The following is a 13,685-nucleotide window of genomic DNA, read 5'->3' as shown; positions in this document are numbered from 1 at the left end:
CGCGGATCAGCCCAGCTCGGCGGGAAGGGCGACCACGTCGACCAGCGCGTTCCGGCGGAGCAGGGTGATCGGCAGATCGACGCCGATGGCCGGGCCCAGCATCAGCCGTTGCAGCGCCTGGACGCTCTGCACGGGGCTTCCGCCCGCGGTCACCAGGATGTCGCCGAGATAGATCCCGGCCAGGCCGGCCGGACTGCCCGGCACCACCTCCACCACCCGCAGCCCCACTTTCTGGCCCAGCCGTGCGGCGAGCGCGGGCGGCAGGTGGGTGGGCACGCCGGCGACACCCAGCCAGGCCCGGCGCACCCGGCCGGTGGTGACCAGCTCACCGATGATCGAGCGGGTGGTGGTGTTGATCGGGACGGCGAGGCCGAGGCCGTAGCCGGCCACCGCGGTGTTGACACCGACCACGGTGCCGGACGAGTCGGCGAGCGCCCCGCCGGAGTTGCCCGGGTTGAGGGCGGCGTCGGTCTGGATGACGTTGTCGATGATGCGGATCCGGCGGCCGTCCCGGGCCGGCAGCGAGCGGCCCAGACCGGAGACGACCCCCGCGGTCACCGAACCGGCCAGGCCCATCGGGTTGCCGACGGCGACCACCAGCTGGCCGATCCGCAGCCCGTCGGCGTCGCCGAGCGGTGCGGCCGGTGCGCCCGGGTGATGCACCCGGACCACGGCCAGGTCGGAGAGCGGGTCGGCGCCCACCACGTCGAACGGCGTCTCGACGCCGTCGGCGAAGGCGGCGGCGCCACCGTTCGCGCCCGCGACCACGTGCGCGTTGGTGAGCAGGAAACCGTCGTCGGTGAAGGTGACCGCGGAACCGGCGCCGCCGCGCGGCGAACGGACCGTCAGGGCGGCCACCGAGGGCAGCAACCGGCCGGCCACACCGGTCACGATCCTGCTGTAGGCGTCCAGCGCCTCGGATTCTTCGGTGTCCATGTGACAGTCAACCGCGGCGCGACCAGTGTCGATGCCCGTCCGGCGTCCGCCGATGGCGAACACTTCTCGTCACGGTCAGTCGCCACAGTCGCACAGACAGTCCGACCGGCCGATGGCCCGCTGCGGTTGTATGTGTCGTGACGGAGCTATGAACCACTCCCGGACGAAGGGGCAGGGGATGGTGGACGTCGACGAGGCGGCTCCCGCCGACATCGTGGACCGCCTGCTGTGGCGAGAAGCGCAGCAGATGCTCGGCCGGCATCAGACGGCCGGTGCGAACGGCGACTGCGTCTGGTGTGGACATCCCTGGCCGTGCTCGGCCCGCCGGCTCGCCGAGCGCGCCGACGCGGTCTCGCGTCGCCCCTTCCGCGAGGCCTGGACCTTGCGACACGACATGAACAGCATGCGTAACCAGCAGTGGAGGATGATCGACTGACCGATGGACCTCGACGTCGCCGACAAAGCTTTCCGTCCCCCGGAAGCAGGCCTGCCGGCCCGGTTGACGTCACCCGGCGGTGACGCCGGAACGCCCCGCCAGCGTTTCGGTATCCCGCGCCCAGACCCGCCCTTGAACTGGTTATCCGGATCGGCACGCCTCCGCTGGTCCGCGCCTCCGGCCAGGCGCACCGGTTCGGGCGGGGTGGTGGGCGGGAGCGCGTGACCACAGGTTCCCCCGCATTCAATCGGTCACGTGCTCCCGCCCCACCAGCAACAAGCGAACGCCCGCCGCAGTCCCCCGCGGCGGGCGTTTCGCGTGGCGGTGGCAGCGGATGCCGGCGTGGCCGTCACAGCGAAAGCTCACGTCGGGCGTCACAGCGAAAGCTCACGTCGGCGTCACAGCGGATGCGAATAGCGCAGCTGAGGGAGGGGCTGATCGTTGATCGGCTCCACCCGGGTGGCGCCGTCCAACGTCCAGCCGCCCCGCTCGTAGAAGCGGCGCGCCACCGCGTTGCCGGCCAGCACCCACAGAACCGCCCGCTCGCCGCCGAGCTCGGCCAGCTCAGCGAGGGCCCGGTCCATCAGCTGCCGGCCGACGCCGGTGCCGACCCGGGCCGGATCGAGGTGGATCGCGTAGAGCTCGACAGCGCCGGGCGTCTCGCTGGGACCGATGTAGCTGAAACCGATCAGCTCGCCGTCGTCCTCGGCGACGGTCATCCGGTGCGTCTCCTGCTCCCATCTCCACCGCTCGGTCCACCACGCGGCGAATTGCTCCGGGCCGCGGACCGCGAAGGATCCGGGATCGTCGAGCAGGTCCGCGTAGGCGGCGGCCCGGGAACGATGGTGGAGCGCCCCGACGCCGGCCTGGTCGCCGGCGGTCGCCGGGCGAAGAAGCACAGTCATGAGGGCGACCGTAGCCGGGACGGCAACGGAACCCGCAGCAGATCCTCGGCGATCACGATCGGGCCGTCGAACTCCTCGCGGGCCTCGTCGAGGAAGCGGTCCGCGTCCTGATAACGCTGGGAGAAATGCGTCAGAACCAGCTTTCGTACGCGTGACTCACGCGCGACCGCGGCGGCCTGCCCCGCTGTCAGGTGGCCGACCTGAGCGGCCATCGCGGCGTCCCCGGCGAGGAACGTCGACTCGATCACCAGCATGTCCGCGTCCTCGGCCAGCCGGTACACGTTGTCGCAGAGGCCGGTGTCCATCACGAAGGCGAACCGCTGCCCCGGCCGGACGGCGCTGACCTGCTCCAGCGTGACGTCGCCGAGCCGGCCCGCACGGTGCAGCTCACCGACGGCCGGGCCGCTGATACCGTGCCGTTCGAGCAGGTCGGGAAGCATCCGGCGGGAGTCCGGTTCGACCAGGCGGTACCCGTACGTCTCGATGGGATGCCGGAGCGGCAGCGCGGTGAGGCGCCCCGCGGAGGTCTCCACGGCGAAGCCCGCGCCCACCGGGCCCGGCACAATCTCGGCGTTGTCCCAGTAGCTGGTGGCGTGCCGGAGGCGCTCGTAGAAGACCTGGCCGCCGGCCGGGTAGTGCACCGTCACGGGGTGCGGCACCCGGTCCAGCGAGACGCGCTGCAGGATGCCGGGCAGGCCGAGGCTGTGGTCGCCGTGGAAGTGGGTGATGCAGATCCGCTTGAGCGGGGTGACCGGGAGGCCGGCCAGCAGCATCTGCCGCTGGATGCCCTCGCCCGGGTCGAAGAGGATCACCTCGTCGTCCCAGCGCAGCAGGTAACCGTTGTGGTTGCGGTGCCGGGTCGGGACCTGGCTCGCCGTGCCGAGCACGACCAGCTCACGCATCGAAACTGCCCCCGTCGGAAATGAAGCGACCCCAGGGGAGTCTCCTCGCTCGCGGACGCGAACGAGGTCCGGTCGGACAAGGCCGGATCCCCTGGGGTCGGGTGGCTGTCTGGTACTCGCCGGGCCACTGCCACACGGTCTCGACGTCAAACAAGAAGCTGTCGAGGACAGCGGCTAGCGGACAGCCACCTCACGAGTCCCATTGCTATACAACTTCGGACCACCTCCCTTCACGTGTACGGCCACGTTATCCATTGGGACAGGGTCCTGCCAACGCTTTTTGAATCACTACAACCGCGGGAATACCCGGGGGGACATTTCGGTTCCTTCCACCACGAGCGAGGCGCCGCCGACGAGCTTCGCATCCGGCGTACCGACGATCTCCGCGTCCTTGCCCTCGTAGTCGAAGCGGTTGAGCACGTGCCGCATCGCCTCCAGCCGGGCGCGCTTCTTGTCGTTGCTCTTCACCACGGTCCAGGGGGCGTCGGCGGTGTCGGTGTAGAAGAACATCGCCTCCTTCGCCTCGGTGTAGTCGTCCCACTTGTCGAGGGACTCCAGGTCCATGGGGGAGAGCTTCCACTGGCGCACCGGGTCGACCTGACGGATCGCGAACCGGGTGCGCTGCTCGCCCTTGGAGACCGAGAACCAGAACTTCACCAGGTGGATGCCCGAGCGGACCAGCATCCGCTCCAGCTCCGGCGTCTGCCGCATGAACTCGAGGTATTCCTGGCGGCTGCAGAAACCCATCACCCGCTCGACGCCGGCCCGGTTGTACCAGGACCGGTCGAACAGCACGATCTCACCGGCCGACGGCAGGTGCTTGAGATAGCGCTGGTAGTACCACTGGGTGCTCTCCTTCTCGTTGGGCTTCTCCAGGGCCACTACCCGGGCGCCGCGCGGGTTCAGATGCTCCATGAACCGCTTGATGGTGCCGCCCTTGCCGGCCGCGTCCCGCCCCTCGAAGAGGATCACCAGCCGTTCCCCGGTGTCCTTGAACCAGTTCTGAAACTTCAGCAACTCGATCTGCAGCAGCCGCTTGTCGTGGTCGTAGTCGGGCCGGGGAAGGCGTTCGTCGTACGGATAGTCCTCGCGCCAGGTGTCGACCGGCGTGCCGTCCGCGTTCAGCAGCCGGGGGTCGTCGTCCTCGTCGTCCACCACCCGATAACCGCTCAGCTCGGCGATCGGGCCGTCGTAGGGAGCCGTGCTCGCCTCGTCGTCGCCCTCGGGAGACGCCGTGCTCGCCTCGTCGTTGCCCTCGGGAGGCGCCGTGCTCGGCTCGTCGTTGCCCTCGGGAGGCGCCGTGCTCGCCTCGTCGTCGCCCTCGGGAGGCGCCGTGTTCGGCTCGTTGTCGAGGTCTGTGCTCATGTCTTCGCCAGCCACCGTCGTACCTTCTTGCGCCGGGAGGCCCGCACCATCGCGGGCACAGCTGCCAGCGTCTCCTTACCCACTTGTTCCTGCCTGCCGTACAGCACACCGAAGTGAAAACTGTCCGAACCGATTTCCCGGAGCACCTCGCGCGCAATGGTGGAGTCCTGGTGCGCCCCCAGCCCGTCCTGCAACGTGGTGAGCGTCTTCACCAGCGCCTTGGCCGGGCGGCCGGCATCCGGTGCGATCACTTCAACCGCATAACGAGCCTTCTTGTACGACTTACGTGCTTCGTGGATCTCCTCGTCCACGCCGCCGGCCATCGCGGCGTCCAACTGGTCGTCGGCCTTCCGCAGCACCCGGCGGATCCGCTTGACCGGGTCGGTGTCCTGCCGCGGCTTCCCGTCCACCAGCTCGTCGATGCGGTCCAGCAGCCGCAGGTACCGGTCCGAGTCGAGCGCCTCGGCCAGCTCCTCCCGGCCCTTCACGATGCGGTCGTCCAGGCTGGTCCGGATCCGCTGCGCGGCCGGCTCGAACTCGGGGCCGGACGTCCGCGCCCCGGCCGACAGCTTCTCCTCCAGCACCTGCGGGTCACGGACCGCGCCGAGCATGCCGGCGAGCCAGCGCAACTCGTCGCCGAGGTCGGACTCGGGGAACCACTGCCGGAACGTCTTGAGCGTGCTGCGCAGGCGGCGGGTGGCGACCCGCATCTTGTGCACGCCCTCCTCCTCGCCCCGGCGGGCGGCGGGGTCCTGGCCGACAATGGCGTCGCGCTGCTCTCGCGCGTACCGCAAGACAGGGTTGATCCCGCCCTTGCCCTTCGCCGTGTCCTTGCCCTCGTCGGCCTTGAGGCGGTCGGCCAGGGCCCGCGCCACCTTGGAAGGGCCCGCCGCCGGGGTCGCGCCGGCCGCCAGCAGAGCCTCCTCGACCGCGTCCAGCACCGCGGCGTCGCCGTCGACCAGCTCGACCTCGATCTCCTGCCACGTGGTCTTCTTGCCGTCCGAGTCGGCCCGCACCTGATCCTGCGCGATCAGCGCCAGGGTCCGCCCGGTGGCGTCACGCAGTGGCGTCTCCACCCGCCGGGTGCGCAGCCGGGCGACCGGCCGCAGCTCCCGCTGCCGCACGATGAGGCGGACCAGCTTGCGCAGCTCGTCGGGCACCTCGTCCGGCTCCCCGGACACCCGGTGCTCCTTGCGCCCCGCACCGTCGGCGGGCGTCTTCAGGTGCCAGCCCGCGTCGTGCCCGCCGGACCGCCGACGAAGCGTCCGGCGGTTTTTCATCAACCGCAGGTCATCGGTGTCGAAATACGTCGCGTCGAGATCATGGGTCTCGGCGCCTTCGACACCTGCGATGCCGGCCACACCGGTCAGGTCGGGAAGCTCGAAGGTCTTGGGGACGTCGTACTTGCGCTCAGTCTCGGTGGCGATCTCCACCCTGTCCATGGTGCCCGTTCGGCGGGCCTTGACACAGGGATGTCTCAGGTTTGGCTGGCATCTTGGTGGGCCGGTCGTCAGTTGTTGGGAGTGCCGCATGGAGAAGTCCGAACGCCGTCCCGTCTCCCTCGCCGGCCTGCGCCTGATCGGCGCCGGCGCGGCCCTCGGCCTGGCCCTCGCCGTGCCGGCCCCGACCTCCTCGGAGTCCGCCTCGGGGACGCCCCAGCCGCCGCCGGCGCCGACCGCCGGCAAGGAGTCATAGGCGGGTGCCGTCCCGGGTGTGCAGGTACAGCGCGCGGGCGTAATTCGCGGTCGCGGCGCCGTAATACATGGTCGCCAGACCCACGTGGAACGTGTTGTTGGTGATCGCGTTCTTGGCGACGGTGGAGGCGGACCAGCGGATCTCCGCGTCGGTCGCGCTGATCCCGCGGCGTGCGCACCGGAGGCGGTTCATCTCCTTCCCGGTACGCCAGGTGTCGAGCGCCTCCTCGGCCTCGCGCATCATGGCCCGCGCCTGGTGGTGCAGGTACTCGGCCAGATCCCAGGCGGCCCGTTCATCCTCGTTACGCATGATCCAACCTCCCGCTGTGGCTGATTCGAGTGTCAGCGCGATCTGCGGATAAGTCGACTTTTTTCGATCAAGAGTGTGAAAAAGGGGCTCGGTGGCTTGACGGTGTCGGCCTCTCCCCAGGGATGTCGAGAATGGTCCGACCGCTACGTCCTGGACGTAACCGACCCTGAGGAGAGCCCGGCATGACGATCAAGCGGATGGACAACGTGCTCATCGTCGTCGAGGACCTCGACGCCGTCATCGCGTTCTTCGTCGAACTCGGCATGGAGCTGGAAGGCAAGGGCCCGGTGGAGGGCCGCTGGGTGGAACGTGTCATCGGCATCGACGACGTCCGGCAGGACGTCGCGATGCTGAAGATCCCGGGCAGCCCGGGACGGATCGAGCTGGTCAAGTTCCACCAGCCGGCGGCGATCCGGCCGGAACCGGCGAACGCGCCGGCGAACACGCTGGGCATCCGCCGGGTGATGTACGCGGTCGAGGACCTCGATGATGTGGTGGGCCGCTTGCGCGCTCACGGGGCCGAGCTGGTCGGGACTGTCGAGCAGTACGAGGACGTCTATCGGCTCTGCTACGTCCGCGGCCCGGAAGGAACCGTCGTCGGCCTCGCCGAAGAACTCAGCTGAGGCGCAGGCTGGGGACCCTACGCGGCAGGGACCTCCTCCGCGCCGTCGTCACACGGGACGGGCTCCGGAGAGGCGCCCGTCCCGTGTTGCCGGGTCAGCTGGTGCGAGCAACCCCGATCGGGCAGGTCATGCCGTTCGGGCCGTGGTTGCAGTAACCGCCCGGGTTCTTCGCGTCGGACAGGTACTGCTGGTGCCAACCGTGCAGGTCTGACGGCGCGTCAGTCCTGCCGTAGTTCCTTCTGCCACTCGGTGAACCGTTGGCGCAGGCCTCGGATGGAGGCAGTGTCGATGCCATAGGGAGCGAAGGCTGCGTCGCTGATCTGGTCCACCGCTCCCAGCACATCGGCAAAGGTCGCGCGGTCGAAGCCGGGATCGGCAGCCTCGATCAGCCGGAGAAGTTCATCGCTCGTATAGCGGCCACTGGCGAGGACGGCATCGATGTCGAGGAAGTCTCGGGCGAGTGCACGGCCGTAGAGTGCCGCCATCTTGTTGCCGACGGCGTCGTCCGGGTGCAGGACGGGACCGACGCTCAGTGTCACCGGTGGATGGGCGCGCCAGTCCGCGGCCAGCTCCAACTTCTGCGGCTCCACGTCCGGCTCGTCAGGTCGAGAGACCAGCAGTCGGGCGAAGGTGTCCGCCCGAGCGACGGCATCGACGACGAAACCGTTGTCGGTCAGAGCCTCGATGACGAGACCCGCGGCGGCGGGAAAGTCCGCCCGGCGCTGCCAGTCGGTGAACAGATCGACATCGCCGCTCGGCCGGTTACCCATACCGTGTTCCCGAACGGCATAGCCGCCGGCGAGCGCGAGTCCATAACCGCCTCCGGCCGCGCGAAGAGCGATCTCAGCCAGCTCGCGGTGACGTGGATCCATGCCGGGGACCTTACGCGGCAGGAATCTCCGACCCGGTCTGCCTGAGTTCGCGGAAGCGTTCTTCCCACGCACGGCGTAGGTCCGGCGGAAGCCAGATCGATGGCCAGAGTCTGGCGAGGATTGCCCGATCAAGAAAGGCGTGCAGATCGTCGGGCTTGGTCGCCTCGATCAGGACAGTCCGGTAGAGATCGACGATCCGGCCGGGACTGTCGAGGTCGTAGTCGGCCGCACCGGACCAGTCGAGGTGAGGCGGCAGGGTGACGACTCCGGTCGTCCGTCCTTGCAACAGGTCGAGATCGTCCGCGACGACGATGGGTTTGGCGTATCGGCGCATCTCAGGCCACCTCCTCCCACCATCGTCACACGGGACGGGCCTCGGAGAGGGTCCCGTCCCGTGTTGTCGTGTCAGTTGGTGCGAGCGACACCGATCGGGCAGGTCATCCCGTTCGGCCCATGGTTGCAGTACCCGTTGGGGTTTTTATCACTTGAAAGGTACTGCTGGTGGTAGTCCTCGGCGTAGTAGTACGTCGTCAGCGGCTTGATCTCGGTGGTGATCTCGCCGCGGCCCGCCGCCGACACCACCGGCTGGAAAGCCTCCAGTGACGCCCGCGCCACGGTGGCCTGGGCCTCGGTGGTGGTGTAGATCGTGGACCGGTACTGCGTACCCACGTCGTTGCCCTGGCGCATGCCCTGCGTGGGGTCGTGGTTCTCCCAGAAGGCCTTCAGCAGGTCCTCGAAGGCGATTTTCGCCGGGTCGTAGACGACCTGGACCACTTCCGCATGTCCGGTGGAGCCGGAGCAGGTCTCCTCGTACGTGGGGTTGGCGGTGAAGCCGCCGGCGTAGCCGACGGACGTCGAGTAGACGCCCGGAAGCTCCCAGAAGATGCGCTCCGCACCCCAGAAACAGCCCATTCCGAAGACCGCGACCTCCAGGCCGGCCGGCCACGGGCCCTTCAGCGGGGTGCCCAGCACGGTGTGGGTGGCGGCCACCGGGATCTCGGCGTCGCGACCCGGCAGGGCGGTGTCGGCGGTGGGCAGGTCGAGCTTCTTGTACCGCAGGAACACGGTCACTCCCTTCGTCCGGTCTCTGCAACGCTGAGGCGCCGGTATTCCTTACCAATGCTGTCGGCGGTCTCCGCGGCTTCGCCGTCGTTCTCGTATTTGCGGCGGGGCCAGAAGAAGCCGCGCAGGCCGTCGCCCTTGGTGCGGGGGACGACGTGGGTGTGCAGGTGTGGCACGGACTGGGAGACGATGTTGTTCATCGCGACGAAGGTGCCCTGAGCGCCGAGCGCGGCCGGGACGGCAGCCGACAGCAGCTGCACGAACGTGAAATATCCGGGCAGGAGGGCGGCGTCCAGCGACGGGAGCGTGACCACGTGCGTGCGGGGGACCACCAGGACGTGGCCCTTGAACACCGGGCGGACATCGAGGAACGCCAGGAACGACGGGGTGGAAGCAACGACGAACGCCGGGACGGTTCCCGCCACGATGCCACAGAACACGCAGTCGGCCACCACGTGAGACTAGCCTTGCGCAACATGACGGCTAACAGCTACGGGTTCGACACCCTTGCCATCCACGCCGGCCAGGAGCCGGACCCGCGGACCGGCGCGGTCGTGCCACCCATTTACCAGACGAGCACGTACGCCCAGGACGCCGTCGGCGCCCCCCGTCTGGGCTACGAGTACAGCCGCTCCCAGAACCCGACCCGCGACGCGCTTCAGGAGTGCCTGGCGGCGATCGAGGGCGGGCAGCGCGGGCTCGCTTTCGCGAGCGGCCTGGCGGCGGAGGACACCCTGCTGCGTACGGTCTGCCGGCCCGGTGATCATGTCGTCATCCCGAACGACGCGTACGGCGGCACGTTCCGGCTCTTCTCCAAGGTCCTGGAGCGGTGGGGCCTGGCCTGGACCGCCGTCCCGCTGGACGACCTGGACGCGGTGCGTGCCGCGTTCCGTCCCGGGCACACCCGGCTGATCTGGGCGGAGACGCCGACCAACCCGCTGCTCAACATCGCCGACATCGCCGCGCTGGGTGGGCTGGCCCACGAGTACGACGCGATGCTGGTCGTGGACAACACGTTCGCCTCGCCGTACCTGCAGCAGCCGATCGCGCTGGGCGCCGACGTGGTGGTGCACTCGACCACGAAGTACCTGGGCGGGCACTCCGACGTGGTGGGCGGCGCGCTGATCACCGCGGATACCGGCCTCGGCGAGGAACTGGCCTTCCACCAGAACGCCATGGGCGCGGTCAACGGGCCTTTCGACGCTTGGCTCACCCTTCGCGGGATCAAGACATTGGGTGTACGGATGGACCGGCACTGTGACAACGCGGAGCGGATCGTGGGTTACCTGCGGGAGCACCCGGCGGTCGGGCAGGTGCTCTACCCGGGGCTGGAGACGCACCCCGGTCACGAGACGGCGGCCAAGCAGATGAGCCGGTTCGGCGGCATGGTCTCGTTCCGCGCGGCGGGCGGACCGGACCAGGCGATGGCGATCTGCAACCGCACGAAGCTCTTCGTGCTCGCCGAGTCGCTCGGCGGAGTGGAATCGCTGATCGAGCACCCGGGACAGATGACACATCTGTCGGCTGCGGGCTCAGCGCTTGAAGTTCCCGCCGATCTCGTGCGACTGTCTGTCGGCATCGAAACCGTTGACGATCTGCTCACCGACCTGGAGCAGGCGCTCGGATAACGAACGACGCTGGAGATCTGGAAGCACATGGACTCGACGACCTGGGTGGGAGCCACCGCCAAGCAGATCGCCCGGGCAGTGCGGCGCGGCGACGCGAGCGCCACCCAGGTCGTGGCCGACCACCTCGAGCAGATCGCCATCTCCGATCCGGCGCTCGGCGCGTTCCGGGTGGTCCGTGGTGGTGAGGCGATCACCGAGGCGGAGAAGGTCGACGACCAGGAGGACCTGGCGAACCTGCCGCTCGCCGGTGTGCCGGTGGCGGTCAAGGAGAACACCGCGGTGGCCGGCCTGCCGACCTGGCACGGTTCCGCGGCGGCCCGGACGCCGGAGATCGCCGAGGAGGACCACGAGGTGGTCCGGCGGCTGCGCGGCGCGGGCGCGGTGGTCGTGGGCGTGACCAAGATGCCGGAGATGGGCCTCTGGGCGGTGACCGACGACGCGGACGGCGCGACCCGCAACCCGTGGGACCTGGAACGGACCCCGGGCGGGTCGTCCGGCGGTTCCGCGGCGGCGGTGGCGGCCGGGCTGGTGCCGATCGCGCAGGGCAACGACGGGCTCGGCTCGATCCGGATCCCGGCGGCCTGCTGCGGCCTGGTCGGGCTGAAGCCGGGCCGCGGCGTGGTGCCGGTCGGCTTCGGCGACAAGGACTGGTTCGGCCTGACCGAGAACGGCGTGCTGACCACCACGGTGGCGGACGCGGCACTGGGCTTCTCGGTGCTGTCCGGGCAGGCCCCGGTGAAGCTGACGGAGCCGTCGAAACTGCGGATCGGGGTGTCGCTGCGGTCGCCGGTGGCCGGTGTCAAACCGGACGAGCCGAACACCACGGCTGTCGCCACCGCCGCGAAACTGCTGGTGCAGGCGGGGCACGACACCGTCACCGCGGACCCGCGCTATCCGCAGGGGGTGGCCCTCGGCGTGCTGGCCACGTGGTTCGCCGGCGCCTATGTGAACTCCGAGGGCCTGAACCTGCGGGACCTGCAGCCGCGCACCCGCAACCACATCCGGCTGGGCAAGGCCGCCATGCGGGCCGGCCTGGTCCGGGAGAAGCAGCGGGCCGCGTGGCGGGAACGGGCCACCCAGTTCTTCGCCGACCGCTCGATCGACGTGCTGCTGACCCCGGCACTGGCGCTCGCGCCGCCGCCCGCCCTGCGGTACTCGGGGCAGTCGTGGCGCCGGAACATGTGGGCCAACGCCTCTTACGCGCCGTACGCGGCGCCGTGGAACTACGCCGGGCTGCCGGCCATCGTGGTGCCGGTCGGGTTCCGGCCGGACGGGCTGCCGGTGGCGATCCAACTGGTCGGCCCGCCCGACTCGGAGCTGCTGCTCCTGTCGATCGCCGGCCAGTTCGAGGTGCTCAACCCCTGGCAGCGTCACGCCCTCGTCTGAGCCCGTGCGCCCGGCGGGGCGGTGCGCCCGGCGGGGGCCGTGCGCGCCGGGCGCCGGAGATGTCTCAGCGCCCCTTTGAAGCTGCGCTGAGCGCAAGCCGGGCGCGGCCGGCCGGCTGTGCGGGCTGCCGCGCGGCGGTCAGGGCAGCGCTGGGAACCGGCCGGCGTGGGGCGGTGCTGGTGCGGTGGGCAACCGGTGCGGGGCCGTGACGGCGGGGTGGCACGATTGGTGTTCGTGACCGCTGCGGAGAGATCGCTGGACTTGCTCACCCTCGCTGACGTGGAAGCCGCCCGTGCGCTGCTGACCGGGGTCGCCCTGGAGACGCCGCTGATCACGTCACGGCCGCTGACCGAGATCACCGGGGCGCCGGTCTGGCTCAAGTGCGAGAACCAGCAGCGGGCCGGGTCGTACAAGGTGCGTGGCGCGTACACCAGAATCGCTCGTCTCTCTGACGCCGAACGTGCCCGCGGCGTGGTCGCCGCCAGCGCGGGAAACCACGCGCAGGGGGTGGCGCTCGCGGCGGGCCTGCTCGGCATCCGGGCCACGGTCTTCATGCCGGAGGGCGCGCCGCTGCCGAAGGTGAGCGCGACCAAGGGGTACGGCGCGACGGTCGAGTACGCGGGGACCAGTGTGGACGACGCTCTGGAGGCGGCGCACGAGTTCGCCCGCAGCACGGGTGCGGTGCTGATCCACCCGTTCGACCACCCGGACGTGATCGCCGGCCAGGGCACGGTGGCGCTGGAGATCCTGGAGCAGTGCCCGGAGGCGACGACGATCGTGACCGCGGTCGGCGGCGGCGGGCTCATCTCCGGGCTGGCGGTCGCCGCGAAGGCGGTGCGGCCGGACATCCGGATCGTCGGGGTGCAGGCGAGCGGTGCTGCGGCGTTCCCGCCCTCACTGGCAGCCGGCGCGCCCCGAAAACTGGACTCGGGCGCGACCATCGCGGACGGCATCGCGGTCCTGCGGCCGGGAGATCTGACGTTCGCACACGTCGCGAAGCTGGTCGACGAGGTCGTGACGGTCACCGACGAGGACCTGTCCGGGGCGTTGCTGGTGCTGTTGGAGCGGCACAAGATGGTGGTCGAGCCGGCCGGTGCGGCGGCGGTGGCGGCGCTGCTGACCGGCGCCTGGGCGCCGCCGGCGGGCGAGCCGGTGGTGGCGATCCTGTCCGGCGGCAACATCGACCCGATGCTGCTGCTGCGGGTGATCGAGCACGGCCTGGCGTCGGCGGGCCGGTTCCTGCGGCTGGCGGTGCGCTGCGCGGACCGGCCGGGGCAGCTGGTCCGGCTGCTGCGGGAGATCGCCGAGCAGCGGGCCAACGTCGTGGACGTCGCCCACTCACGGCAGAGTCCCCGGCTCAGTTTCGGCGAGGTGGAGGTGGCGCTCTCGGTGGAGACGCGGGGGCCGGCGCACTCGTCGGCGCTGATCAGCGCGTTGCGGGACGCCGGTTACCGGGTGGCCCTGCTCGCCGAGGCGACGCCCTGACCCCGTGTGTGAAGTTGAGCCCTCATACGCACCGGAACTTCACACGTGGGCGGTTGGCGGCGGGAGTGTGTGAAGTTGAGC

The 13,685-nt window shown here is 70.0% G+C and carries 16 protein-coding genes and 1 pseudogene; 6 read left to right on the top strand and 11 right to left on the bottom strand.

The genetic code is table 11. From position 1 onward, the window contains the following. Nucleotides 1–6 precede the first annotated feature (6 nt). Nucleotides 7–936 carry a S1C family serine protease gene (locus tag AC0NH5_RS39405; RefSeq protein ID WP_474412895.1) on the bottom strand — a complete coding sequence of 310 codons (930 nt, stop codon included), beginning with the start codon at nucleotides 934–936 and terminating at the stop codon, nucleotides 7–9. A gap of 178 nt (nucleotides 937–1,114) precedes the next feature. Between AC0NH5_RS39405 and AC0NH5_RS39400 the strand changes: the two genes are divergently transcribed. After that, nucleotides 1,115–1,372: a hypothetical protein gene (locus AC0NH5_RS39400; protein WP_474412893.1), complete on the top strand. Its 258-nt coding sequence runs from the start codon at nucleotides 1,115–1,117 to the stop codon at nucleotides 1,370–1,372. A 398-nt stretch (nucleotides 1,373–1,770) separates the two neighbouring features. Here AC0NH5_RS39400 and AC0NH5_RS39395 read toward each other — a convergent pair whose 3' ends face one another. The 4 genes from AC0NH5_RS39395 to AC0NH5_RS39380 all read right to left on the bottom strand — a co-directional run bounded on the left by AC0NH5_RS39395 (nucleotide 1,771) and on the right by AC0NH5_RS39380 (nucleotide 5,986). Next, nucleotides 1,771–2,277, bottom strand: a complete 507-nt coding sequence (locus AC0NH5_RS39395) for an N-acetyltransferase family protein (RefSeq protein WP_474412891.1) — start codon at nucleotides 2,275–2,277, stop codon at nucleotides 1,771–1,773. After that, nucleotides 2,274–3,179, bottom strand: coding sequence for a ribonuclease Z (locus AC0NH5_RS39390; RefSeq protein WP_474412890.1), 906 nt, complete (start codon nucleotides 3,177–3,179; stop codon nucleotides 2,274–2,276). The genes AC0NH5_RS39395 and AC0NH5_RS39390 overlap by 4 nt, the downstream gene beginning before the upstream one ends. 288 nt (nucleotides 3,180–3,467) lie before the next feature. Beyond that, entirely contained in the window at nucleotides 3,468–4,544 is a 1,077-nt protein-coding gene (gene ppk2, locus AC0NH5_RS39385; RefSeq protein WP_474412888.1) for a polyphosphate kinase 2, read from the bottom strand. Continuing rightward, nucleotides 4,541–5,986: a CYTH and CHAD domain-containing protein gene (locus tag AC0NH5_RS39380; protein WP_474412886.1), complete on the bottom strand. Its 1,446-nt coding sequence runs from the start codon at nucleotides 5,984–5,986 to the stop codon at nucleotides 4,541–4,543. The genes ppk2 and AC0NH5_RS39380 overlap by 4 nt, the downstream gene beginning before the upstream one ends. Nucleotides 5,987–6,074: 88 nt before the next feature. Between AC0NH5_RS39380 and AC0NH5_RS39375 the strand changes: the two genes are divergently transcribed. Then, on the top strand, nucleotides 6,075–6,239 hold the full coding sequence (locus AC0NH5_RS39375) for a hypothetical protein (protein ID WP_474412884.1): 165 nt from the start codon (nucleotides 6,075–6,077) through the stop codon (nucleotides 6,237–6,239). Here AC0NH5_RS39375 and AC0NH5_RS39370 read toward each other — a convergent pair. Continuing rightward, nucleotides 6,234–6,548, bottom strand: a complete 315-nt coding sequence (locus AC0NH5_RS39370; protein ID WP_474412883.1) for a hypothetical protein — start codon at nucleotides 6,546–6,548, stop codon at nucleotides 6,234–6,236. The genes AC0NH5_RS39375 and AC0NH5_RS39370 overlap by 6 nt on opposite strands. 182 nt (nucleotides 6,549–6,730) lie before the next feature. Between AC0NH5_RS39370 and AC0NH5_RS39365 the strand changes: the two genes are divergently transcribed. Then, nucleotides 6,731–7,171, top strand: a complete 441-nt coding sequence (locus AC0NH5_RS39365) for a VOC family protein (RefSeq protein ID WP_474412881.1) — start codon at nucleotides 6,731–6,733, stop codon at nucleotides 7,169–7,171. Between the two features lie 94 nt (nucleotides 7,172–7,265). On the opposite strand, the pseudogene AC0NH5_RS39360 reads toward AC0NH5_RS39365, so the two are convergent. The 5 genes and pseudogenes from AC0NH5_RS39360 to AC0NH5_RS39340 form a co-directional block, all read right to left on the bottom strand. Next, nucleotides 7,266–7,367, bottom strand: a pseudogene (locus AC0NH5_RS39360) (peptide-methionine (S)-S-oxide reductase MsrA); the annotation flags it as partial. 22 nt (nucleotides 7,368–7,389) lie between these two features. Next, nucleotides 7,390–8,043, bottom strand: coding sequence for a nucleotidyl transferase AbiEii/AbiGii toxin family protein (locus AC0NH5_RS39355; RefSeq protein ID WP_474412879.1), 654 nt, complete (start codon nucleotides 8,041–8,043; stop codon nucleotides 7,390–7,392). A gap of 10 nt (nucleotides 8,044–8,053) precedes the next feature. Then, nucleotides 8,054–8,377, bottom strand: coding sequence for a hypothetical protein (locus AC0NH5_RS39350; RefSeq protein WP_474412877.1), 324 nt, complete (start codon nucleotides 8,375–8,377; stop codon nucleotides 8,054–8,056). A 71-nt stretch (nucleotides 8,378–8,448) separates the two neighbouring features. After that, on the bottom strand, nucleotides 8,449–9,108 hold the full coding sequence (gene msrA / locus AC0NH5_RS39345; RefSeq protein ID WP_474412875.1) for a peptide-methionine (S)-S-oxide reductase MsrA: 660 nt from the start codon (nucleotides 9,106–9,108) through the stop codon (nucleotides 8,449–8,451). Nucleotides 9,109–9,110: 2 nt separating this feature from the next. Then, entirely contained in the window at nucleotides 9,111–9,557 is a 447-nt protein-coding gene (locus tag AC0NH5_RS39340; protein ID WP_474412873.1) for an HIT family protein, read from the bottom strand. Between the two features lie 24 nt (nucleotides 9,558–9,581). Here AC0NH5_RS39340 and AC0NH5_RS39335 point away from each other — a divergent pair, with 24 nt between their 5' ends. The 3 genes from AC0NH5_RS39335 (at nucleotide 9,582) to ilvA (ending at nucleotide 13,604) form a co-directional block, all read left to right on the top strand. Continuing rightward, nucleotides 9,582–10,733, top strand: a complete 1,152-nt coding sequence (locus AC0NH5_RS39335; RefSeq protein WP_474412871.1) for a cystathionine gamma-synthase — start codon at nucleotides 9,582–9,584, stop codon at nucleotides 10,731–10,733. A gap of 27 nt (nucleotides 10,734–10,760) precedes the next feature. Continuing rightward, nucleotides 10,761–12,119 (top strand): amidase, encoded by a 1,359-nt coding sequence (locus AC0NH5_RS39330; RefSeq protein WP_474412869.1) that lies wholly within the window; start codon nucleotides 10,761–10,763, stop codon nucleotides 12,117–12,119. A 255-nt stretch (nucleotides 12,120–12,374) separates the two neighbouring features. Continuing rightward, nucleotides 12,375–13,604: a threonine ammonia-lyase gene (gene ilvA / locus AC0NH5_RS39325; RefSeq protein WP_474412994.1), complete on the top strand. Its 1,230-nt coding sequence runs from the start codon at nucleotides 12,375–12,377 to the stop codon at nucleotides 13,602–13,604. The last annotated feature ends 81 nt before the right edge of the window (nucleotides 13,605–13,685 follow it).

The organism is Actinoplanes sp. 13 (genome assembly GCF_056134165.1).
Note: the sequence above shows the minus strand (reverse complement) of the source record. Positions and strands in the feature narration are given on the sequence as shown.